General features: G+C 45.5%; 21 protein-coding genes. 12 read left to right on the plus strand and 9 right to left on the minus strand.

Annotation, left to right across the window (positions count from 1 at the left end):
* Window positions 1-116 precede the first annotated feature (116 nt).
* On the plus strand, window positions 117-1,847 hold the full coding sequence (locus N4J56_RS06465) for an ABC transporter ATP-binding protein/permease (RefSeq protein ID WP_317105711.1): 1,731 nt from the start codon (window positions 117-119) through the stop codon (window positions 1,845-1,847).
* Window positions 1,848-1,946: 99 nt separating this feature from the next.
* On the opposite strand, the gene atpC is transcribed toward N4J56_RS06465, so the two are convergent.
* The 5 genes from atpC to minC all read right to left on the minus strand — a co-directional run bounded on the left by atpC (window position 1,947) and on the right by minC (window position 6,184).
* Window positions 1,947-2,366, minus strand: coding sequence for an ATP synthase F1 subunit epsilon (gene atpC / locus N4J56_RS06470; RefSeq protein ID WP_039715823.1), 420 nt, complete (start codon window positions 2,364-2,366; stop codon window positions 1,947-1,949).
* Window positions 2,367-2,465: 99 nt separating this feature from the next.
* On the minus strand, window positions 2,466-3,914 hold the full coding sequence (gene atpD / locus N4J56_RS06475; protein ID WP_015153841.1) for a F0F1 ATP synthase subunit beta: 1,449 nt from the start codon (window positions 3,912-3,914) through the stop codon (window positions 2,466-2,468).
* A gap of 361 nt (window positions 3,915-4,275) precedes the next feature.
* Window positions 4,276-4,551, minus strand: coding sequence for a cell division topological specificity factor MinE (minE, locus tag N4J56_RS06480; RefSeq protein WP_410500440.1), 276 nt, complete (start codon window positions 4,549-4,551; stop codon window positions 4,276-4,278).
* A gap of 38 nt (window positions 4,552-4,589) precedes the next feature.
* The gene (gene minD, locus N4J56_RS06485; RefSeq protein ID WP_317105713.1) at window positions 4,590-5,396 is read right to left on the minus strand and encodes a septum site-determining protein MinD; all 807 of its coding nucleotides are present in this window, start codon (window positions 5,394-5,396) and stop codon (window positions 4,590-4,592) included.
* Window positions 5,393-6,184: a septum site-determining protein MinC gene (gene minC / locus N4J56_RS06490; RefSeq protein WP_317105714.1), complete on the minus strand. Its 792-nt coding sequence runs from the start codon at window positions 6,182-6,184 to the stop codon at window positions 5,393-5,395. Before minC ends, minD begins: the two co-directional genes overlap by 4 nt.
* Window positions 6,185-6,417: 233 nt before the next feature.
* Between minC and N4J56_RS06495 the strand changes: the two genes are divergently transcribed.
* The 7 genes from N4J56_RS06495 to N4J56_RS06525 all read left to right on the plus strand — a co-directional run bounded on the left by N4J56_RS06495 (window position 6,418) and on the right by N4J56_RS06525 (window position 11,489).
* A complete protein-coding gene (locus N4J56_RS06495) occupies window positions 6,418-7,491 on the plus strand; it encodes an AI-2E family transporter (RefSeq protein WP_317105715.1) in 1,074 nt (357 codons plus the stop codon).
* The gene (locus N4J56_RS06500) at window positions 7,488-8,279 is read left to right on the plus strand and encodes an alpha/beta hydrolase (RefSeq protein WP_317105716.1); all 792 of its coding nucleotides are present in this window, start codon (window positions 7,488-7,490) and stop codon (window positions 8,277-8,279) included. Before N4J56_RS06495 ends, N4J56_RS06500 begins: the two co-directional genes overlap by 4 nt.
* Before the next feature lie 173 nt (window positions 8,280-8,452).
* Window positions 8,453-8,884, plus strand: coding sequence for a DUF6335 family protein (locus tag N4J56_RS06505; protein WP_317105717.1), 432 nt, complete (start codon window positions 8,453-8,455; stop codon window positions 8,882-8,884).
* Between the two features lie 31 nt (window positions 8,885-8,915).
* The gene (locus N4J56_RS06510; protein ID WP_410500441.1) at window positions 8,916-9,716 is read left to right on the plus strand and encodes a PD-(D/E)XK nuclease family protein; all 801 of its coding nucleotides are present in this window, start codon (window positions 8,916-8,918) and stop codon (window positions 9,714-9,716) included.
* 96 nt (window positions 9,717-9,812) lie between these two features.
* A complete protein-coding gene (locus N4J56_RS06515) occupies window positions 9,813-9,926 on the plus strand; it encodes an MGMT family protein (RefSeq protein ID WP_199316443.1) in 114 nt (37 codons plus the stop codon).
* Window positions 9,927-9,972: 46 nt separating this feature from the next.
* Complete coding sequence (locus N4J56_RS06520) at window positions 9,973-10,113, plus strand: MGMT family protein (protein ID WP_317105719.1); 141 nt, start codon at window positions 9,973-9,975, stop codon at window positions 10,111-10,113.
* A 29-nt stretch (window positions 10,114-10,142) separates the two neighbouring features.
* Window positions 10,143-11,489: a glutamine synthetase family protein gene (locus N4J56_RS06525; RefSeq protein WP_317105720.1), complete on the plus strand. Its 1,347-nt coding sequence runs from the start codon at window positions 10,143-10,145 to the stop codon at window positions 11,487-11,489.
* A 77-nt stretch (window positions 11,490-11,566) separates the two neighbouring features.
* On the opposite strand, the gene N4J56_RS06530 is transcribed toward N4J56_RS06525, so the two are convergent.
* Window positions 11,567-12,319 (minus strand): hypothetical protein, encoded by a 753-nt coding sequence (locus N4J56_RS06530; RefSeq protein WP_317105721.1) that lies wholly within the window; start codon window positions 12,317-12,319, stop codon window positions 11,567-11,569.
* A 279-nt stretch (window positions 12,320-12,598) separates the two neighbouring features.
* Between N4J56_RS06530 and N4J56_RS06535 the strand changes: the two genes are divergently transcribed.
* Entirely contained in the window at window positions 12,599-13,108 is a 510-nt protein-coding gene (locus N4J56_RS06535; RefSeq protein WP_015153831.1) for an allophycocyanin subunit beta, read from the plus strand.
* Between the two features lie 25 nt (window positions 13,109-13,133).
* Here the strand turns inward: N4J56_RS06535 and N4J56_RS06540 are convergent, their stop codons facing one another.
* Together N4J56_RS06540 and ubiE are read right to left on the minus strand one after the other, a co-directional pair.
* Entirely contained in the window at window positions 13,134-14,372 is a 1,239-nt protein-coding gene (locus tag N4J56_RS06540; RefSeq protein WP_317105722.1) for a DUF445 domain-containing protein, read from the minus strand.
* 127 nt (window positions 14,373-14,499) lie between these two features.
* Window positions 14,500-15,186 carry a bifunctional demethylmenaquinone methyltransferase/2-methoxy-6-polyprenyl-1,4-benzoquinol methylase UbiE gene (gene ubiE / locus N4J56_RS06545; protein ID WP_317105723.1) on the minus strand — a complete coding sequence of 229 codons (687 nt, stop codon included), beginning with the start codon at window positions 15,184-15,186 and terminating at the stop codon, window positions 14,500-14,502.
* A 289-nt stretch (window positions 15,187-15,475) separates the two neighbouring features.
* Here ubiE and N4J56_RS06550 point away from each other — a divergent pair, with 289 nt between their 5' ends.
* Window positions 15,476-16,537 (plus strand): RuBisCO accumulation factor 1, encoded by a 1,062-nt coding sequence (locus N4J56_RS06550; RefSeq protein WP_317105724.1) that lies wholly within the window; start codon window positions 15,476-15,478, stop codon window positions 16,535-16,537.
* 254 nt (window positions 16,538-16,791) lie between these two features.
* Here N4J56_RS06550 and thrS read toward each other — a convergent pair whose 3' ends face one another.
* Window positions 16,792-18,648: a threonine--tRNA ligase gene (gene thrS / locus N4J56_RS06555; RefSeq protein ID WP_317105725.1), complete on the minus strand. Its 1,857-nt coding sequence runs from the start codon at window positions 18,646-18,648 to the stop codon at window positions 16,792-16,794.
* Window positions 18,649-18,904: 256 nt separating this feature from the next.
* Here thrS and N4J56_RS06560 point away from each other — a divergent pair, with 256 nt between their 5' ends.
* The gene (locus tag N4J56_RS06560; RefSeq protein ID WP_039715832.1) at window positions 18,905-19,240 is read left to right on the plus strand and encodes a DUF2605 domain-containing protein; all 336 of its coding nucleotides are present in this window, start codon (window positions 18,905-18,907) and stop codon (window positions 19,238-19,240) included.
* Between the two features lie 188 nt (window positions 19,241-19,428).
* Window positions 19,429-19,755, plus strand: coding sequence for a DUF2973 domain-containing protein (locus N4J56_RS06565; protein ID WP_039715833.1), 327 nt, complete (start codon window positions 19,429-19,431; stop codon window positions 19,753-19,755).
* The last annotated feature ends 202 nt before the right edge of the window (window positions 19,756-19,957 follow it).

A 19,957-nucleotide genomic window follows, 5' to 3' on the forward strand; every position in this document is an offset into this window, starting at 1 on the left:
ATCGCCAAAACCGTCCTTACATGACCTAGCACGGTACAGTAGGGGCGGTTTTTAGCGTTCATCTGCGTTAATCTGTAGTTTATCTACGATTAAAATCATCTAAACCTCGATTAGCGATGAGCGTTGCAACCAATAGACAGAACCGATTTGACCATCGATTGTGGAGAAAATTTTGGGAGATCGCCAAACCATACTGGTTTTCCGAACGTAAGTGGAAAGCAAGAGGACTGTTACTGTTATTGCTCTTGCTGTCATTCGCCGTTAATGCCATTAATGTCAGCATTAGTTTTATTTTTAGAAATATCGATACATCTCTAGCAAGATTTCCTCAAACTAAGGATGCGTCGACTTTTTGGCAATTCATTTTTATTTATATTGGGCTATTGGCGATCGGCACTCCCATTGTTGTCATGTTTGCCTATCTTCGAGATAAATTAGGGCTAGCTTGGCGGGAATGGTTGACGAATCGTTTTATGGGGAAATACATGCAAAATAGAGCTTACTATCAGCTCAATTTTAACGGAAACATCGACAACCCAGACCAGCGAATTGCTGAGGATATTAGGGCTTTTACCCGTACTAGCCTGACTTTTTTGCTATTAATTTTGACATCGGTTATCACGTTAATTTCTTTCACTGCTGTCTTACTATCTATTTCCGTTTCTCTCTCGATTTCCCTGCTAATCTATGCGATTTTAGGGACAATTATTACTGCTTGGATCGGTCAAAGGTTAATTGGGATTAACTTCGAGCAGCTCAAGAAAGAAGCTGATTTCCGTTATGGATTAATTCACGTTCGCGATAATGCAGAATCAATTGCCTTTTATCAAGGTGAAGCAGAGGAGTCTATCGGGTTACGGCAGCGTTTTCTTGGAGCAATTCGTAACTTTGACTTGTTAATTAGTTGGCAACGAAATCTTGGTTTTTTTACCACTAGTTACAACTATTTTGTTGCCGCACTGCCTTATTTAGTGGTCGCACCAATTTACTTTGCTGGAAATACGGAATTCGGAACGTTTGCCCAAGCAGCGATCGCATTTCGACAAATTTTTAATGCCTTATCTATTGTCGTGGATCAGTTTGAGAACTTAACGGCTTTCGCGGCGGGAGTCGAACGTCTCAGCAGCCTTACCAATGCTCTAGAAAACCCATCTCAGGCACAGCCTGGATCGACGACAATCGACGTAACAGAAGCCGCCAAGCTAGCCATGCAGCGCGTGACGCTGCTGACTCCCAACTATCAAAGGACTCTCGTTGAAGATTTATCGCTCAGCTTAGAGCCAGGAGAAGGGCTAGTATTAGTGGGGAATAGCGGTAGCGGTAAAAGTTCGATTTTACGGGCGATCGCTGGGTTATGGAATGCGGGTACGGGTCATCTGACTCGTCCCCATCTTAAAGAGATGCTGTTTTTGCCCCAACGTCCCTACATGGTGTTAGGTTCCTTACGCAGCCAGTTGCTTTATCCCCATACCGATCGCCAAATTGACGAGGAGCAATTGCGTCAAATATTAGCACAAGTCAACTTAACAGACTTACCGGAAAGGGTAGGGGGATTTGATGCTCAATTAGACTGGGCGAACGTACTTTCTTTAGGGGAGCAGCAACGGCTTGCTTTTGCGCGGCTTTTACTGACTCAACCAGCCTATGCAATCTTGGATGAAGCAACAAGCGCGTTGGATCTGGCTAACGAAAAACGCCTTTACCAACAACTCAAAGCAATGGAAACTACGACAATTAGTGTCGGACACCGTGCTAGTTTGTTGCAGTATCACAAGTATGTATTAGAGCTGGCAGAAGACACTCGCTGGCAATTAATGCTAGCCGAGGAATACCAGCAGACTCAGTAAATTTAATTGCACGTTCTGAGGGGCGCAATTTGTAGGGTTCAAAATTCGTAGGGGCACTTTCTCTGTGCGCCCCTACATAGAAATATCGGTAAGAAACGACTAAACTGTAACCATACCACCTGCGGCTTGAAACCTAGCCCGAGCGCGTTTAAACGCTTGAGTGGCTTGAATCTGTTCTTGACGAGAAGCGCCTTGAACTTGGTTGAGCTTAGTTTGGGCTTCGTTGTATGCAGCGCGGGCGGCATCCATATCGATTTTGTCGCCACGTTCTGCACCGTTGACCAGAATTGTCACCTCATCGCTCTCGACTTCGGCAAATCCACCCATAAGGGCGATCGCCACCCAACTTTGCCCTTTGTCAGGACGGACGCGCATCACGGCAGTATCGAGAGCAGTTAATAAGGGAGCATGTCCGCTGAGAATACCTAGTTGTCCAGTGGTACTAGGTAAAATCACTTCTTCAGCTGGAGCATCCCAAACAGTCTTGTCTGGGGAAATTACACGAACTGTCAATGTCATAGAAAAGTGAGTAGTGAGTAGTGAGTAGTGAGTAGTGAGTAAAAGAGCAGTGGTTAGTGGTTAGTCTTTTTCTAGCCACCAGCCACTAGCCACTAACCACTAACCTTTCATTTTTTCCGCTTTGGCAACTGCTTCTTCAATGCTGCCCACCATGTAGAAAGCCTGTTCTGGAAGGCTGTCTAATTCTCCAGACAGAATGGACTTGAAGCCTTTAATTGTTTCTTCTAGCTTCACGTACTTACCAGGAGAACCAGTGAAGACTTCAGCTACAAAGAACGGCTGGGAGAGGAAGCGCTCGATCTTCCGCGCCCGTGCGACTGTCAATCTGTCTTCTTCCGACAATTCATCTAACCCAAGAATGGCAATGATGTCTTGCAGTTCTTTGTAACGCTGGAGGGTAGCTTGAACGGCGCGAGCTGTACCGTAGTGATCGTCACCGACGATATTGGGTTGCAACATGGTGGAAGTAGAACCCAGTGGATCTACAGCCGGATAAATTCCCTTAGCCGCCAAACCACGAGACAATACGGTAGTACCGTCTAGGTGAGCGAAGGTAGTTGCTGGTGCGGGGTCGGTCAAGTCGTCCGCTGGAACGTAAACGGCTTGAATGGAGGTAATAGAACCTTCTGTAGTCGAAGTGATCCGCTCTTGCAGTTCGCCTACGTCCGTACCCAGAGTGGGTTGGTATCCTACCGCTGAAGGCATCCGTCCTAGTAGTGCGGATACTTCCGAACCTGCTTGGACGAAACGGAAGATGTTGTCGATAAACAGCAATACGTCTTGCTTGTTGACATCGCGGAAATACTCAGCCATTGTCAACGCTGATAGTCCCACCCGCATTCTGGCTCCAGGTGGTTCGTTCATCTGACCGTAGACCAGAGCGATTTTCGACTCGTTGAGGTCATCTTTATTGATTACCCCAGATTCGATCATTTCGTTGTAAAGGTCGTTTCCTTCACGGGTACGTTCGCCCACGCCACCGAATACAGACACACCGCCGTGTTGGGTTGCGATGTTATTGATCAACTCCATCATGATTACGGTTTTGCCGACACCAGCACCACCGAACAGACCGATCTTGCCACCACGTCGATAGGGCGTGAGTAGGTCAACCACTTTGATCCCCGTTTCAAACACGGAAGGTTTGGTTTCCAAATCTACGAGTTTGGGCGCTTCGCGGTGGATGGGGAATTTTTCTTCTGTATTAACAGGTCCTCTGTTATCTACGGGTTCGCCCAAGACGTTGAAAATTCGACCCAAGGTAGCTTTACCTACTGGTACGGAAATGGGAGCGCCTGTATCAACCGCTTCCATCCCGCGAACTAAACCATCGGTGGAACTCATGGAAACTGTACGCACCTGTTGATCGCCCATAAGTTGCTGCACTTCACAGGTGACAGAAACTTCTTGTCCAGCTTCGTTGGTGCTTTTGATAGTCAGAGCGTTGTAGATCGCTGGCAGTTTGCCTTCTGGGAATTTTACGTCTACAACAGGACCAATGATTTGTGTAATGTATCCAATACCTGTTTTTTCTGCGGTGGTGACCATTCTCTCGCCTAAGTTCGATTTCAGCTATGTTTTAGATCCGGTCGGACAGTTTATCTACAAACTTGCCATCATTCAGACGGACGCAAGTTTGCCATCTTTACAGACAGACATAAACTTGCCATCTTCCAGAGTACCACCGATGCGACGCTTCTAATCAGTTATCTGTTATCAGGGAGTCGGGGGTCGTAGGGGCGGGTTTAGCCAGCATCTCCGCTGGCGGCAAGAAGTTTTCGGTCAAAACCCGCCCGTACACGGGAGTCGGGGGAAGAGAGCTGAGGAGGCTGAGGAGCAAGAACTATCAACCGTCAACTACCAATTACCAACTACCAACTACCAACTACCAATTACCAACTACCACTTTTTATTCATCTGCTTTCACTCGCCGAATTGGTAAATTAGCAATCAGAGCTGTCGATCGCTGGTTGTTTTCTAAAGAAAACTCCATCTTTTCTACATCCAGTTCGACGTACCGACCAACCACCTCTAATATTTCCCGCCGCATTTTTTCGATTGTTTGCGGACTCAAATCACTGCGATCGTGGGAAATTACTAATTGCAGCCGTTGCTTGACTTGAGAACGACTGTTGTTGTCGTTCGGATTATTAGAAAAAATTTTATCTAAAAGATCGCTAAGCATGGCATCTGGATGCAGGTTGCAGGTTGTTAAATCGGGGCTTAAATTAGTTTCGTCCACAACAATTTGCGCAGACGAGAAAGAAAACCCTCATGCACGGAATGGAGATCGAGAAATTCGATTTTTTCGCCTTCTAATCGGCGGGCAATATTATCAAATGCCTTACCAGCTAGGGTATGGTCTTCAGCTAAAACCAGGGGTTCGCCTCTATTAGTTGAAACGATCACGCGCTCGTCTTCTGGGACTACGCCTAATAGGGGAATGCCCAAAAGTTCCTGCACGTCCTGCACTGACATCATATCATTCATTTGCACCATCGCGGGGCGCAGGCGGTTGACAATTAACTGAATCTGCTTGACTCCGTTAGCCTCCAATAGACCGACTACGCGATCGGCATCGCGGACTGCGGCAATTTCTGGTGTAGTGACAATGATTGCTTCTTGCGCTGCCACGATCGCATTTTTGAAGCCTGTTTCAATTCCGGCTGGGCTGTCTATAACAATATATTCGTAGTTTTTGGTTAAAGTCCCCACCAGTTGTTTCATCTGTTCTGGGGTAACTGCCTCTTTAGTGCGATTTTGGGCAGCTGGTAGCAGGACTAGTTTTGGTTCGCGTTTATCTTTAACCAGGGCTTGTTCTAGACGACATTCTCCAGTTACAACTTCAACGGCAGTGTAGACTATCCTGTTTTCTAGACCTAGCAGTAGGTCTAAATTACGCAGCCCGAAATCCGCATCGACTAGGACAACCGTGCGCCCCATGCGGGCTAGTGCCATGCCAATGTTGGCTGTGAAGGTAGTCTTACCCACCCCTCCTTTTCCAGATGTTGTGACGATGATGCGAGTCATGGCTTAGATATAAACTGGGACTTAGAAAAATCAGCGGCTTTTGTGATGCGGATGCCTTCGGGTGTAACGTAGGCAACTTCAGGATAAAACCGATCTGGGATAGTTGTTGGCGCTCTAGCTACAGAATCGGCAATTCGTAACTGCGTGGGTTCCATTTGCAGGGCAACAATTAGGCATTTAGAATTACCGCTGGCTCCTGCGTGGGCAACTCCCCGCAATCGCCCCCAAACTAGAATGTCGCCGTCGGCAATGACGTTTCCACCTGGGTTAAGATCGCCCAAAATCACGACCGTACCAGGGTGGCGAATTTCCGTCCCCGATCGCACGGTCATTTGTAGATAAAGCGGTTCTGCTAAAGGCGCGGGTGATGCTGCGGGGAGTTGATTGATTGCCGATACTGGCGGGGCTTGTTGTTCGACGCAATAACCTGCGGTGGCGGCGGCTACAGCAGTTTGACGGCGCGTCGTACAGACTCGTCGCAGTTGCAATTGGACTTCCCACAAGGCATCAGCGATCGCCTTCAGTTGTCTGCCATCCAGCAACCGATCTGCTGCCATGAGATCGACAGTCGTATTTGGTTGCCAGAAGCGATCGCCTCCCTGCAACCGTTGTTTTAACTGTATCCAAAGATCCGACCAGTTGAGCGCCGAGGATTCTCCTTCTGCTGGTAGCGTTAACACCAGCCGTCCTTCCTCACTTTTGAGGCGAACTTGTAAACTAGCGATCGCCTCTGGGGAAGGCGGAGTAATAGTTGGAACTAGTTCTGAATGGGCAGAATCAGATGTCATGTATTATCAGGTCAGCAGAGGCACGCGAACCGACTCACTAAATATCCATAACATATTAAATGAATTGAGGCAGAAAACTTTCTGAGGAAGTTAATAATTTGAGCAAGCATAGCAGTGAGGCGTGCTCGCGCCTCACTAGCTATCAATAACCTAAGGAGGAAGACACCGATCGCGGCAAGGGCATACAGTAACAGCAAAATTGCTGGCAATAGCCAGAAAATGGAGGCGGTGCAGTGCGGATCGGGCAATGGATTGGTTTTCTCGCCCTGGTTATCTCTCTATACGTTCTGTGGCAACTGCGACAAGTTGTTTTACTCATATTCGCTGCTGTTGTCTTAGCAACGGTTCTCAACCGAGTCGTGCGGTTGCTTCAGCGCTATCGCATTCAGCGCGGGATTGCCATAGCAATTACAGTTATTGCCTTACTCGCGATCGTGGCTGGTATTTTCGCGATCGTCGTGCCGCGTATCGTAGAGCAATTGCAACAGTTAGTAAAGCTCCTGCCAGAAATATCGGATCGGGTGCTTGGCTGGTACAACTGGGTACGCAGCTTAATTCCCGGACGAATTTTAGAAGCCACCCCACCCTTAAGCAATCTGACTCAACAACTCCAGTCTTTTGTAGGGGGAATATTAGGTAACTTTGTCACCGTGTTGAATAACTCTTTGGCGGCGGTGGTGAATTTCCTCCTATTTTTTGTCCTCACGATTATGCTGCTACTCAATCCCGTCCCCTATCGCCGCACGTTGACTCTTGCTTTTCCTGCTTTCTATCGTCGTCGAGTGGACGAAATTCTTTCAGAATGCGAAGACTCTTTAGTTGGTTGGATTAAAGGCACTCTCTTCGCAATGGTAGGGATTGGAGTCGTCTCTTTTATTGGATTATCTCTTTTAGGAGTTCCATTACCTTTAGTGAATGCTTTAATAGCAGGCTTATTAGAATTTATTCCTAACGTGGGACCTACTTTAAGCGTCATTCCTCCGGTTTTGCTAGCGCTTTTAGATGCTCCTTGGAAAGCTGGAGCGGTTATTGTTTTATATCTAGCAATTCAGCAGTTTGAAAGTTTGGTACTCGTACCAATAATTATGCAACGGGAAGTTTCTTTGTTACCCGTATTTACTATTCTTGCTGTCGTTGTATTTGCGAGTTTATTCGGTTTTTTAGGCTTATTTCTTGCTATTCCATTATTAATCGTGACTCAAATTTGGTTAAAAGAAGTTTTGGTGAAAGATATTCTCAACCGCTGGCAAGGAGAAAAGGAAGATAAGAAGGAAGAGAAAGAAACAAGAGGACAAGTTGAAGTATGAATGCTAAAACTTTAAATCATTTTGTTAACTGTCGTATCCAATTGAAAGATTGCAGTATTTTTTATCAGCAAAGCGTTCGGCATTCTTCAACTCCCATTCTGTTTTTACATGGCTGGGGAATCTCATCTGAGCCTTACCAAGAAGTTTTAGAACTCATAGCAGAACAACACGCTGTCATCGCTCCCGATTTACCTAGTTTTGCTCGTTCCTCCTACCATAATCTAATTTCTGATTACAATAGCTATGCACAATTCATAGTTTCATTCTTAGAAGCTCTAAATCTTCCACAAGTGCATCTAGTGGGACACTCGTTAGGTGGAGGAATTGCCATTACTTTAGCTACTCTCATTCCAGCTCGGGTAAAAAGTCTGGTTTTGTTAGATAGTACGGGAATTCCATCTGTATCTATTCCAGAAATTGTACCACGTAGAGCAATTGAGATGACCGCTCAAATTACTATTCCCAAGCTAAAGTTACAATTTTTTGATATTCCTAAAGTCTTTTCCCACAATCTATTATTTAACACTGGGAATATTATTTATGCATTGCTTATTTCATTGTATCAAGATTTAACGCATTTATTGCCAAAAATTAAAGCCCCTTGCTTAATATTATGGTCGGAAAAAGACCTAACTACACCATTGTCAGTAGCACGAGACATGGCTAATCTCATTCCAAATTCCACATTAACTATTGTTAAAGAAGGTTATCACGAATGGATGCTTTGGCATCCCGAAAAACTTGCATCGATCGCGCTTGATTTTGTTAAGGAAGTTGAGTTAGATTGAGGCGATCGCCTATTAGTTTAATGACAAATGACAAACGCCAAATGACAAATGATAAACGACAGCCATAACGCTAAGTATTACAATTTACTTAGCGTTGGCATAGTTAGGGTTAAAATTGTAGGTATTAAGAGACAGAGAACCAGCTCTTATCTAGGCTGCAAGGAGCGAGTCTTATGGCAGGTACAAATCCTTCTGATGCAGTCAACCCTTCATCAAAGCCATCAGTTGAAAATGAAGAGTTGTTATTAGCAGATCTCATTGGTACGGACAATATCGACATAGTTTTCGAGGAATTGAGCGATCGCGACGCTGAAATCGGTACGATTCTGAAACGGTTGAAAAATCCGACGATCTATGCTGAAGATGTGACGGGCGGCGATCTTGACGATGATTGGTATCAAGCCGAGGTTGTCGGCGAAGAAGCAGTTGGGGGAGACAATCCCACCCCCGATCAAAGCGTGACTGAGAATCTGTTGCATTCAATGGGGATTACCTCAATAGACGGACAACCAGTAGAAACCTGGAAAAATTTGCAGCAACGCGATCTCGAACGCTGGGAACTCAACCCTGAATCGTCAGAAGATTATCGAGAACACGGAGAATAATTTGGATCGAATCGCCAGCGATCGCACTATGATGCGTCTATCTCAAGGACAACTCAACTTGCTAGAACGTTGCCCGCGTCAATTTCAACATACCTATTTAGATCTATTCGGTTCGCCTACGACATCGGAACAACAAGAAAGACAAGCTTGGGGAAGTCGGTTTCACTTGCTGATGCAACAGCGAGAATTGGGCTTGCCAATTGAATCTTTAGTGCAGGAAGACATACAGTTACAACACTGGATAAATGCCTTTACGACTGCTGCACCAGAAATTTTAAATCTAGATGCAAATCGTCAGATTTTTCGCGAAAGCGAACATTATCGCACGCTGCAAGTGCAAGATTATTTATTATCGGTTATTTACGACTTATTAATCGCAGACGATCGCCAAGCCCAAATTTTCGACTGGAAGACAAACCCCAAATTACCAAAAAAAGCTCAGCTCGAAAAGAATTGGCAGACAAGGCTATATTTATATGTCTTAGCCGAAACCAGCGATTACCTGCCAGAACAGATTTCGATGACTTATTGGTATGTCCCATCTTCTCTAGAAGTAGCGCCGCCAAAATCGTTACAACAAATTAAATTTACCTACAGTCAAGCCAAACACGAAAAAACAGCTAAAGAATTACAGCAGTTATTACATAGATTTACCTATTGGTTGAAATGCTACGAACTAGGCGAATCATTTCCGCAAATTCCAGAAGGAAATGAAAACTGCGAATATTGTCAATTTGCCACTCGTTGCCAGCGCGATCGCAACAATTCAGCCGCTAGCAGTCACAATTGGTTGCCCGATCTAGCAGATATTCCAGAAGTTTCTCTTGGTTGAGATTTAACGCCATCTATTACAACTAGCCGATGCACGAATACGTCAAAGGTAGAATCTTTAACAAATTATCTCAGCGATCGTTCGCTCTTACCCGATTTGCCTTATGATGTCAAAGCTACTGCATTTCAACTGCAAGTTTGGCAGGCGCTACAAACCATTCCCATCGATCCGACCGTAACATACAGCGATATTACCCGCAGTATCGGGTAGCCAACTGCCATCCGCGCCGTTGTCTGTGCCTGTGCGACTAACCCAATTGCCCTCATATTTACATGTCATTCGGGTAGTTCCTACAGGTGGTTTAGGAGGCGATCGCTGGGGAATTACCTGCAAGCAAGCACTACTGGAGTTAGAGCAAAGGTATTCAAAGCAACAGTATACGGAACCTCAAAAATGAATTTCCACGGCAATGCAGGAAGCGCCATAATGCAAGACCAAGACACGATATATAAAACCTTACAGGCAAGTAGGGTGCAATTTATTCGCATTCTCTGGTGCGACAATGCCAATATCATTCGTGGCAAAGCAATACACATCGGCGCGTTATCTCAGCTAGTGGATTATGGAGTCGGCATTAGTGCGGCACAGCAAGCAATTCCCGTGATGCACGACGCGGTAGTGGCGGAAACGGGGTTGAGTCCTGTAGGTGAAATTCGCTTAATCCCAGATTGGAATACCTTGAGCGTACTGCCTTATTCTACAGGTCACGTACGCGCCATCGGCGATATGATGCAAAATGGCAGTCCTTGGGCTTACTGTCCGCGAAACTTTTTGAAACGAGCGATCGCGGCGGCGCAAGAAGCAGGGATAGAGGTGATGGCAGCGTTTGAAAATGAATTTTATCTACTCCATCCATCTGAGAATGGATTGGGAGTAGAACCAGGCGATCGCACGGTCTTTGCTTCTACTTTCGCGATGGATGCTAATTTAGCAGTTATTAACGAAATTGCTGAAGCCCTCCTCGCCCAAAATATCCCTGTAGAACAGTACCATCCCGAATCTGGTGGCGGACAACATGAAATTTCGGTGCGTTACACCCACGCTTTGTCAGCAGCAGATTACCAAATTGCTTTTCGGGAAACCGTGCGTGCAGTAGCATTGCGCCACAAACTCAAAGCCTCGTTTCTACCAAAAATCTTTGCCGAACAAGCGGGTAGCGGTTGTCACCTGCACCTGAGTCTCTGGCAAGATGGTAAAAATCTCATTTCCGACACTGGGAACGCGCCTGGAATCTCAAAAATTGCCCGTGCTTTTATTGCTGGCATTTTGGAGCATTTACCCGCCTTGATGGCACTGACTACCCCTAGTATCAACTCCTATCGTCGCATTCGCCCTCACTCTTGGAGCGGGGCTTTTCGCACTTGGGGATACGACAACCGCGAAGCCGCGATCCGAGTCCCCAGCAATCCCACAAGTCCCAGTCCGACGCAGATAGAAATCAAAACTGTTGATGCTTCTGCCAATCCCTACATTGCTCTAGGCGCAGTCATCACCGCCGGATTGGACGGCGTGCGTCGTCAACTCGAACCAGGAGAGGCGATCGCAGTTGACCCAGGATCTATGTCCGAATCGGAACGAGAAGCGAAGGGAATTGATGCCCTACCAACAAATTTAGGTGAGGCGATCGCGCATCTCCAAACCGATAAAGTTCTCCTCGATGCTTTAGGCGAAGAACTCGCTCAAGCATACATTGCCGTCCGTCTAGCTGAGTGGGAAGCCATGAAAGATTGGACGTTGAAAGAAGAAGTAAAGTTGTTATTGGAAAGATATTAAGGAAGTTAAAAGTCAAAAGTTAAAAGTCAAAAGTTAAAAGTCAAAAGTCAAAATTAGGGTGGGCAATGCCCACTTTACTAACTTTGAAATATGCTTTTATCAATATTTGAAAAGACTTCGTGCTGAAAATTTTTGGGAATATCTTCTGTAGCAAGTTGAGTCGAGCTAAGAATTGCTAGAGCTTCCCGCATCAAATCGTTTTGCTCTTGATTAAGCAGGGCTAACTTAGCAGAAATCTCTAATAGTCGCTGGTGTTGCTCGGTATAATTTGTTTGCCCGTCTGATGTCGGTAGGACGTGCATTTGATGCATGTTTCTTCGAGTAGGTTTTAGGCTAAATCGAGCGAATAATTTATGCAGCGATCGCCAGCTCATTTGAATTAAAAAATACCCTAATTTCAGCGGCATTTGTAATACTGACAAACAGAATTTTTCAAATAAGCGTCCGATGGATTTAATGAAACTCCAGGCAATCGCGAGGAGAAATAACAGTATAATTACACTTATAATGGGGCGATCTATTGCCCAATTCAGAACTTGTAGCGATCGCTCTACGGTTGGATGTGCTTCTAACCAACTCTGAAATAATGTCGCCTGCGTGGAGGCAATCGGCGCGATCGCCTTATCTGCTAAACTGCCAGCAGCGTCTTGAGTTGTAGTAGTTATCCGCGCGATCGTATGGCTAAAAGTATCGCCAGCCGCAGCTACCCAATCTTTTGTCCGCTCCAGAATTGAAGTGCCATTTTCTGCTTGAGATCTCATCCTCAACCAACTCCTGCGATCGTGGTATCTCAAGCCTATCTCTGCCAACTCGTTTTGAGCAGATGGCATAAATTTGTAGAGAGTAACTATGCAACTACGCTACAGATGAATACCAATAATCTCATTATAGTTATACCGATTCTTCATGACTACTTCGTGTGAAGATCCCCCCAACCCCCCTTTTTTAAGGGGGGTTGGGGGGATCGGAATCTATGCAAAATAGTTAGAGCAGATCGTTATGGTAGACTCAATCCTAAGACCCAATTTGTAGAACGATATATAACTCTTTTAGCTTCAGGTTTCCAGCGGAATAGTTGTTTTAATATAAACGTTTCGGAGAGGAATCTAATGCAAGATAAATTAACAAGCGTAGCCAAGAATTGCGATCTAACAGGCAGTTCTTTAAATCGCGAGGTTGTTGAGACTCTGAAAGAGTTTCTAGCTGATGGTGAGAAACGGGTACAGGTAGCAGGCGTTATTGGTTCCAATGCAGCTGAGATTGTCAAAACAGCAGTCAGTTTATTGTTCCAAGAATACCCAGAGCTAGTTAGTCCAGGTGGCAATGCTTACACAACACGCCGCTACAATATGTACGTGCGAGATATGAACTACTTCTTGCGATATTGTAGCTATGCGATCGTGGCTGGAGATGCTAGCGTCTTAGACGAACGATTGCTGGCTGGTTTGCGAGATACTTTCAACTCTCTAGGAATCCCTTTAGGTCCCACTGCTCGAAGTATCCAACTGATGAAAAATATCGTCAAAGAAAAGTTAGTGACAGCTGGAATGACTAACATTACGTTTGTCGATGAACCATTCGATTACGTCGTGCGTGAGATTAGCGAAACGGAGATTTAGCAAAGTGTGGTGGGCAATGCCCACCCTACTGAATTTGTTGGAAAAATAACAATCCGGCTTGAAATAGTCCCACGACAAAACCGAGAACACCACCTAAGTTAACAATTGCCTGTAACTCATTTTTGACAATTCCTTCGATCGCCGCTTCTAATTCGGCGGGAGAGGTAGATTTGACGCGATCGATAATTACCTGGTCGATCGATAGAATTGGAAGTGCCTGTGCCACCAAATTTTCTAAATCTTGCTCTAAATAACGCTCCAAAATTAAAGATAACTCTTGACCGATCGCAGTTAGAGAAGAACTAAAAGCAGGAGAGTTACGCAAACGATTGAGCAGCACGCTAGCGGTATTTTCCCAATCAATCGAATCGCTAAATCCTTGAATAAACTCTGGACCGTGAGTTTGAGAATAGCCGATCGCGGTTTCCCGAATTGTATTGCGTAACTGCTTTACAGTAGAAACGGGTAAATTTTGCAACGATAAACTTTTCAACCAAACTTTAAGGCGATCGCGAACTTGAAGCTCTTGAATTAACTCCTTAATCCGCGCATTCGTAACTTCTCTTTCGTCCAAACAAAACGTTCGCAGGCGCGCCAAAGTGTTACGCAAACCAAATAAGTTAGCAACTACCCAATACGTACCGCTCGTTTTTTCGCGAAAACTCTCATCAATAATTTGAATTGTGCGATCGGTTAAAAGATCGATGACTAACTGCCGAATTGCGTCTGGTGGAAGAACGACTTGCAGCAACCAATCAGCTAACCTCCCCGCTTGCTCGTCGCTCAGTTGAAACTCAAGTAATACCTGGTCGAAAATTTGATTGAGTTGAGTGCCTAAAAACTCTTCTCGTCGCAACAACACCTTAAACAAACGCGGTAAAGATTCCCCAACTAAATCGCGTAAAATTCCCGCCAGAATTTTGGTTGCTCTTTGATCTCTATCAGTACGAACCTGTTCGATCGCCAGTCTTAACAGCCATTCTATCCCTCCCCGCACTCGCTCCGGTTGCAGCAATCGCCGCGTCAACTTCTGCAATTCCTCTGGTGTCAGTAGAGAACCCATGATCGTGTCCGACACCCGCTTTGCCAAGCGTTCTTGGTTGCGAGGAATTAAACCAGGAGTAAAAGGTAATTGTCTTCCGGCAAAATAACGCGCTCGGTAGGGACGAAACAGCATTTTAATGGCTAAATCGTTCGTAAAATAGCCAATAATTGCTCCCGCGATCGGCGGACTAACATAAACCCAAAAATGAGACCAATCCATACAACTAGGAGTGAGGAGTGAGGGGTGAGGGATGAGTGAGTGGCGAGTAGTATATGGTGCGGTGCATGTTTTTATGTTCTGACTTCCGACTTCTGACTTCTTACCCTTATCCCCGATCTCTTATCCCTTACCCCTTAGTAACAACCAATATCCCCATCATACCGTTGGCAATTGGGTAGTGAGTGGCTGTTGCAAACCCTACTTCTCGCGAGAGTTGAACTTGTGCTTTACCTGAAGGAAATCGATCTAAACTGGGGCTGATATAGGCGTATTCTTCTGTGAGATCGAAGTGACGTGCGGCGGGAACGACGAGATTATCTAAGTACCATTGTTGAAAAGCCCTAAATTGAGAATTTTCCGGGCGATGAAAGTCTAAAATTGCCGCTTTAGCGCCAGGTTTGAGGACTCGATGCAGTTCTTTTAAGCAACAAGGAATATCAACGACATTGCGTAACCCGTAGCCCATCGTGGCAGCATCAAAATAATTATCGGCAAAAGGTAAATTCAATACATCTGCTTCTACCCAAGAAATCGGGGGTTGGGGATATTGGCTTTGGCTGCGTTGTTGGGCGATCGCCAGCAGTTGCGATGAAAAATCTACCCCGTATACTCGTCCGTCAGCTCCTACTTGACGGGCGAGGCGCAGCGCTAAATCGCCACTACCACAACATAGATCGACACAGGTATCCCCCAAGCTTGCTTGGCTCCACTTAACTGTCATTTGCTTCCAAATGCGGTGCTGACCTAAACTCAGCAAGTCATTTAAGCGATCGTAAACTGGGGCAATGCGATCGAATATCTGTTGAACTTCCATATGAGGGGTGAGGAGTGAGGAGTGAGGAGTGAGGGGATAAGAGAGAGGGGGAAGATAAGGGGGATAAGGGGAACAAAATTCAAAATTCAAAATTGGGACAAGGGAGACAAGGAGGACAAGAGGGAGTAAAAGCTAGTTACTATCCTCTAAATTAGGATAAGGCTGGTTCTAACTAAGCAAACATTGACACTGCAAGAAATTTTAAATAGGTCAATCTAATAAAACTCTTACATATATAATCAAACAACGGATAATAAACGTTTTGTTTCCTCGCTCCTCACTCCTCATCATGACTGAATCGCCCTCCAACCAACTTGACATCGAAGCCATGCTGACATCCCTGCGGCAAAAACGAGGTAGTTGGGTGGAATGGGGTCAGGCGATCGCTCAGTTGCAAAAAGCAGGGCAAACACCGCAGCAGATCTTTGAAGCGACGGGATTTGAACCTGTGCAACAAAATCAGGTGATTGTAGGAGCGCAGGTTTATACTTCTTTAGAGAAAACAAATGCTTCTGAGGCAGTGCGATCGCGCTTTACTCAAAAAGGCAGCGATATTTTGTACGAACTGCGATTGCTCAATAATGCAGAACGAGTCGCAGCAGCAGAATTTATCTTAGCTCACAACTTAGATGCGGATATGGCTAAGGAAGTGGCGCGAGATATGAAAGAATTTTCTCGCCTGCGTAGCTTACCCGAAGGATTTGCTAATCATCCAGGGGATGCAATTGCTTATCAGTGTTGGCGGCTGGCACGACAAAAATCAGATTTACAAGAGCGATCGCGATTAATTGCTAAGGGGCTAAGGTTTGCAGATTCGGATACGGCAAGACAAAAAATCGAACAGTTGCTTGTCGATTTTACCGTCGTTCCCAAGCGTCCGGCTCCAACTATACCTTTTTATCGTCCAGATTCCGAAGATCATTTACCGCGATTGATTCCAGTTGTTGGGGAAATGCCGTTAAAATCGGCTGAAGTTCAAGCTGTACCCATAGTAGAAGCAGTAGAGCCGTTTCAGATTGTCAAGTTTGCTGGGGAACAGGCTTGGGTTGCCTTACCAGGTTGGCAAACAGTCCGCAGTGCTGAAGATCCGATCGCAATTTTGTGTCAAAGCGATCGCCTCCCCAATCAATCAGCTACAGCATCGGAACCAGTCCTGGTCATTGCCGACCGTCACGCTAGAGAATGGGATGTCAATAGTTATTTTGTCTATGATGCAGCTGGGGAAGTTGACTTTGGTTGGTTTGAAACTCAACCAGATGTCAAGTTACTGGGGAAAATTGTCGTTGTCGTGCGTCCCAAGCACATTATTGATGAAGAATTAACGAAGGATTCTTGGCAGATCGACGAGTAAATTACGCGCTTCAACGGGAGCAGAGAGCAGGGAGTAGGGAAGCGGGCGGAGGACGCGAGGTGTCCTCGCGCCTTTTAGCCGCGTAGCAGGGAACCCATGAAGAGAAAGCATAAGATTGAAAAGTGAGCTAATTATGCCTCGTACTTACGGATCTCGACCTCATTCTCTTGAATGAAGGTGCGCTTGCATCCCTAAGTAAAGTTTTTATACATCACTGCTCCCTGCTCCCTACTCCCTTATCCCTTCTCTGAGGATTAGAAATTAGTGTAGTTGGCGATCGCCTTTTGCATCCTTTCCAACACCGCAGGGACAGAGATCGTGCCGAGATCTGCCGATGGTTTACCAGCAGTACGAACGCGGAGACTCAAGCTATCGGACTCCACTTCTTTCGCCCCTACAACCGCCATGACGGGAATTTTTGCCTTTTCAGCATTGCGGATCATTTTCGGCAAGCGATCGCCACTGGTATCGACTTCTACGCGCATGTTGAGCGATCGCATCTTGTCTGCAACTTCTTTAGCAAACATCAATTGGGCATCGCTGACGGGCATTAATCGAGCTTGGATGGGTGCTAGCCACAAGGGAAAGTCTCCCGCATACTCTTCAATTAAAATCCCAATTAACCGTTCTAATGAGCCAAATGGGGCGCGGTGAATCATCACTGGGCGCTGGCGCGTACCATCCTCTGCTACATATTCCAAATCGAACCGTTCGGGTAAGTTGTAATCAACTTGTACCGTACCTAATTGCCATTCCCTTTCCAAAGCATCTTGGAAAATAAAATCGAGTTTGGGACCGTAGAATGCTGCTTCCCCAATTCCTTCAAAGTGGTTCATTTCTAACTTTTCTACAGCGCGGCGAATTGCTCCTTCAGCTTTTGACCACGCCTCGTCAGAACCAATGTACTTATCCGAAGTCGGATCGCGGAAACTCAGTCTTGCTTTGAAATTTTTCAGTTGCAATTTGTTAAATACCGACAGAATCAAATCCACCACATTAAGAAATTCGCTGTCGAGTTGTTCTGGAGTCACGAATAGGTGAGAATCATCTACCGTAAAACCACGTACCCGCGTCAAACCTCCTAATTCGCCCGATTGTTCGTAACGGTATACAGTCCCAAACTCTGCCAACCGCATCGGTAATTCGCGATAAGAACGTAATTCGCTCTTGTAAATTTGGATGTGAAAGGGGCAGTTCATCGGCTTGAGAACAAAACCCAATTCGTGGGCTGCTGCTTCCTCATTCTCTGCCATCAATGGAAACATATCTTCTTTATATTTCTGCCAGTGACCGGAAGTTTTGAATAAATCGACTCTGGCAATGTGAGGCGATACGACAGGAAGATAACCGCGTTTGAGCTGTTCTTGTTTGAGAAAGTCTTCTAAAAGACTGCGTAATAGCGTCCCTTTGGCAGTCCACAGGGGTAAACCCGGTCCCACCTCATCGCTAAAGATAAATAGTCCTAGTTCCTTACCTAAGCGGCGATGGTCGCGTCTGAGGGCTTCTTCCTTACGACGCTTGTACTCAGCTAATTGCTGTTCTGATTCCCAAGCCGTGCCGTAAATTCGTTGTAGCTGCGCCTTGGTTTCATCACCGCGCCAGTATGCCCCAGCAACACTTTCTAACTCAATTGCTTTGGGTTGCAACTCTGCCGTGTTGTTAAGATGGGGTCCAGCACACAAGTCCCACCATTCATCTCCCAAATGGTAGATCGTAATTGGTTCCTGCTTAATATCTGCCAGGATTTCTAGTTTATACGGCTCTTTAATTGCCTTAATCCGCTGTTCGGCTTCCTCGCGGCTGACTTCTTCCCTAATGACAGGCAATTTACGATTGATAATCTTCACCATCTCTTTCTGGATGGCTTTGAGATCTTTTTCTGTAAACGGTTCGGGATTGTCAAAATCGTAGTAAAATCCATTCTCAATCCAGGGTCCAATAGTCACCTGTGCTTTAGGAAATAACTTTTGCACCGCCATCGCCATGACATGAGAGGTAGTGTGGCGAATCTTCTGCAATGTCTCTGATTCACTGGTGCGAGGGAGATAAATTTTTTCCTGCGGTGCTTGTTCCTGCTGTTCCGGTTGACAATGGGATTCTGAACTAGACATTTTAATTACAAAACTATGTTGATGAGACTGTAAACCAATACTGTTTGCCTTCTATTGTAAGGAGTCAGAAGTCGGGAGTGGTAATTGGTAGTTAGTAGTTGGTATTTGCTCCCTCAGCAACCTTGCGCTTCCTCAGCTCTCTTTTCCCTGCTCCCTGCTCGTGCGCTCCCTGCTCCCAGTTACTTCTAATGACAGAATGTAAAGAATCTTGAACTAAGTTAATATTAGTGGTAGGTTAGTAATCTGCTTTTCATTCATGCTTAATCAAAACTTGCCAGAACCTGAGTTGTTAAAAACCTTACTCCAACCGCTACTTGAAGATTTTAAGTATTGGTTCGGGCGATCGCAAACGTTTTTGGAAAATGAGAAAGTTTCATTTTTAGAACCGCAACAGCAATCTGAATTGTTGGCAAGAGTCAAGCAAGCTCAGCAGGAGGTCAGTACGGCACAGCTCATGTTTCAGGCAACTGGGGGACAAGTGGGCATTGACATGGCAACACTCGTACCCTGGCATCAATTAGTGACAGAATGTTGGAAAGTGGCGATTCGCTTCCGGTCGGAGCAGGCAACACAGCCAGAGGTAGAATTTTAAAGAATTTTGTTTAAATAAAGTGTTCCTTGTAACATACATGCTTGACTGAAATATTCTGAGTAGACGATTGTCTATCGAAGCAAATTCTGTGATGCTAGAGATAACGGTCAATGCCTTTAGCAAAGCGGTAGAAGTTCGGAAAAACTTGCAAAAAACTGTATAGACTGGCTGGCTTGGAGAAAAACTCGATGTTACACTTACTTTACATCCTTGCTTTTACTATCCTAGCGTTGATAGCTGTAAGCAATCTAATTCGCAACTTAATTATGTTCAGTTTCGAGCGCGATCGCACGTTTGCCGCACCGCGCTCGCCCGTGCAAAATAGAGGAAATCTTCCCTATATCTCAAATCGCTCCGTACCTCACCCCGAATTACTAGACGCAGCTGGCAATCCTATCGGAGAACCACTGTTAGTCATGCGGTCTATTGATGTTGAAGATGCCCGCGCCCAATTAGACGCACTTTATGAGGCTTCTCCTGGTTGTAGTAGCGAAAGCAAGGAGGAAGAAGCATAATTTGAATCAAATCTGTCTGTTTTACATCAAGTAAAAACTTTTTAACTACAAACTTTAACTATATACATCAACTCCTATTTATTCAGGGCAAAGTCCTGCGTGATAAATGGAGTTTTTTTTATGGTCATTGAGGAGTGAGGAGCGATCGGTTTTGACTTCTGTACGGGCGGGTTTATCAAACAATTTTGACTAGGGCAAATAT

This window comes from Chroococcidiopsis sp. SAG 2025 (assembly GCF_032860985.1).
GTDB lineage: Bacteria > Cyanobacteriota > Cyanobacteriia > Cyanobacteriales > Chroococcidiopsidaceae > Chroococcidiopsis.

Coding starts and splice junctions, on each gene's coding strand:
- N4J56_RS06465 (WP_317105711.1), top strand. CDS start 117: ATGAGCGTTGCAACCAATAGACAGAACCGATTTGACCATCGATTGTGG.
- atpC (WP_039715823.1), bottom strand. CDS start 2,366: ATGACATTGACAGTTCGTGTAATTTCCCCAGACAAGACTGTTTGGGAT.
- atpD (WP_015153841.1), bottom strand. CDS start 3,914: ATGGTCACCACCGCAGAAAAAACAGGTATTGGATACATTACACAAATC.
- minE (WP_410500440.1), bottom strand. CDS start 4,551: ATGCTTAGCGATCTTTTAGATAAAATTTTTTCTAATAATCCGAACGAC.
- minD (WP_317105713.1), bottom strand. CDS start 5,396: ATGACTCGCATCATCGTCACAACATCTGGAAAAGGAGGGGTGGGTAAG.
- minC (WP_317105714.1), bottom strand. CDS start 6,184: ATGACATCTGATTCTGCCCATTCAGAACTAGTTCCAACTATTACTCCG.
- N4J56_RS06500 (WP_317105716.1), top strand. CDS start 7,488: ATGAATGCTAAAACTTTAAATCATTTTGTTAACTGTCGTATCCAATTG.
- N4J56_RS06505 (WP_317105717.1), top strand. CDS start 8,453: ATGGCAGGTACAAATCCTTCTGATGCAGTCAACCCTTCATCAAAGCCA.
- N4J56_RS06510 (WP_410500441.1), top strand. CDS start 8,916: ATGCGTCTATCTCAAGGACAACTCAACTTGCTAGAACGTTGCCCGCGT.
- N4J56_RS06525 (WP_317105720.1), top strand. CDS start 10,143: ATGCAAGACCAAGACACGATATATAAAACCTTACAGGCAAGTAGGGTG.
- N4J56_RS06530 (WP_317105721.1), bottom strand. CDS start 12,319: ATGCCATCTGCTCAAAACGAGTTGGCAGAGATAGGCTTGAGATACCAC.
- N4J56_RS06535 (WP_015153831.1), top strand. CDS start 12,599: ATGCAAGATAAATTAACAAGCGTAGCCAAGAATTGCGATCTAACAGGC.
- N4J56_RS06540 (WP_317105722.1), bottom strand. CDS start 14,372: ATGGATTGGTCTCATTTTTGGGTTTATGTTAGTCCGCCGATCGCGGGA.
- ubiE (WP_317105723.1), bottom strand. CDS start 15,186: ATGGAAGTTCAACAGATATTCGATCGCATTGCCCCAGTTTACGATCGC.
- N4J56_RS06550 (WP_317105724.1), top strand. CDS start 15,476: ATGACTGAATCGCCCTCCAACCAACTTGACATCGAAGCCATGCTGACA.
- thrS (WP_317105725.1), bottom strand. CDS start 18,648: ATGTCTAGTTCAGAATCCCATTGTCAACCGGAACAGCAGGAACAAGCA.
- N4J56_RS06560 (WP_039715832.1), top strand. CDS start 18,905: ATGCTTAATCAAAACTTGCCAGAACCTGAGTTGTTAAAAACCTTACTC.
- N4J56_RS06565 (WP_039715833.1), top strand. CDS start 19,429: ATGTTACACTTACTTTACATCCTTGCTTTTACTATCCTAGCGTTGATA.